This is a genomic window from Streptomyces sp. NPDC086077, from assembly GCF_040686175.1.
Lineage (GTDB): Bacteria > Actinomycetota > Actinomycetes > Streptomycetales > Streptomycetaceae > Streptomyces.
Window position 1 is genome coordinate 1 of the sequence record NZ_JBFBJT010000308.1, and the last position, 1,919, is coordinate 1,919.

Genomic DNA, 1,919 nt, shown 5'->3' on the forward strand with positions numbered 1-1,919 from the left:
GTCGAGGCGTTCGCGAGGCGGCTGACGCAGACTCTGCGGTCGGTGGTCATGGACCCGGCGCTGCCCGTCACGTGTGTCGATGTGCTTGAACCCGCTGAACGTGTCCGGGTTCTGGAGGAGTGGAACGACACCGCGGCGGAGGTTGCGGATGTGACGGTCCCTGACCTGTTCGAGGCCCAGGTCGAACGCACGCCCGACGCGATCGCCGTGGTCTGCGGCGGAGAGGAACTCTCCTACCGGGAGATCAACGCCCGGGCGAACCGTCTGGCCCGGGTGCTCGTGGCACACGGCGTCGGCCCGGAGATTCCGGTGGCGTTGCTGCTGGAGCCATCGATTGATCTGGTTGTGGGGATCATCGCAGTATGGAAAGCCGGTGGGGTGTGCGCGCCACTGGATCCACGGAGCACTCAGAACCGAGCCATCCACTTCACGGCGAAGAACATGCCGTTGGTCGGGATCACAGCCTCGCGTCAGACGGCAGTAGCCACACCGGTTGGTGCCGGCGACTGGCTGGTCCTGTCCGATGGTGACATCACTACCAATACAGGGGACGCCATCCGGGTCCGTGGCGACAAGAGCCTGCCGCGGGGCACGCGCACACATCCCCTCAACAGCGCCTGCATCCTTCCCCGCTTGGATTCCTCGGGTCAGCACACGGACGTCGTTGTCGAGCATCAGGCGCTGGCTTCGTATTACGCTGCATGGGAATCCATGCTCCCGGACTCACGCGACGCTGTCCTTCTTACGTCCCTGCCTGCCCACACGGCAATGGCAACGATTGCAATCTCCCTAGCCCGCGGGGAGTGCCTGCATATCACGGACGCTAGCAGCAAGCCCACCTCACGGCAGTACGGCGCGGCCATCCTCCAAGCTCCTGCGCGCAGGGTGATTCAGGAAGTTCTGCCGACCGGAGAGACGTACACCGGGCACCTCATCTTTGAGGGCCACCATGCAGCGCTGGGTGAAACCTTGAAGCAATGGCGCGCCCTGCATGGCAATTCGGCTGTAATTGCCCAATATGTGACGACTGGGCTCATCGGCCCTGGTGCGTATTACCGAATCGAGCCCGATGCCCCCGAGCCTGGCCGGGCCATTCCCCTGGGCAAACCCGCGGACGGTACGCGTCTGTACGTGTTGGACACTCAGCTGCAACCGGTGCCAGTGGGCGTAGCCGGCGAGTTGTACGTGGCGGGGGGACAGTTGGCGCGGGGTTATGCAGGGTGCCCCGGGTTGTCGGCCGAGCGGTTCGTGGCGGACCCGCATGGTGTGGCTGGCACTCGTATGTATCGGACCGGGGATCTGGCGCGTTGGAACGCTCGGGGTGAGCTGAAGTTTCTGGGCCACGCCAACCATCAGGTGACGGTACGCGGCTTCCGCGTCGAACTCGGCGAGATCGAGGCAGCACTGGCCCATCATCCCGGTGTGGCTCAGGCTGTAGTGGTCGCGGAAAGGGACGAACTTAACGGACAGCACCTCGTCGCCTATGTGGTCAGGGACAGACAGGTGCGCGGTCGTGTGAGCGCTCAGCCTGGGCGGCCAGTGCATGCTGCCTTCACAGAGGCGGACCTGCGGCAAACAGCGATGCGCTTGCTGCCCGACTACTTGGTGCCATCGTTCTTCGTCGTGCTGGACTCCCTTCCGTTGACAGAGGACAGCAAAGTCGATCACGATGCCCTGCCAAGCCCGAACCAAGATCTTCTCCTGCACGGCGACCTCCCGAACACCGTGGAGGAGGAGCTCCTGGCCGGTCTGTTCGCTGAAGTTCTAGATCTTCCTCGAGCTGGAAGCCACGACAGTTTCTTCGAACTCGGCGGCCACTCACTGCTGGCAACTCGTCTGCTCAGCCGCATTCGGGACGTCTTCGACGTTGAACTCCCGATTCGCACGCTTTTCGAGTACTCCACGGTTTCTGAGCTCGC

Annotated in this window: 1 protein-coding gene; it reads left to right on the top strand. The window is 63.6% G+C overall.

The window, feature by feature from the left end:
* Positions 1 to 48 precede the first annotated feature (48 nt).
* Positions 49 to 1,919, top strand: a 1,871-nt coding sequence (locus AB0O67_RS37255) for an AMP-binding protein (protein ID WP_365460531.1), incomplete at its 3' end; no start/stop codon positions are given.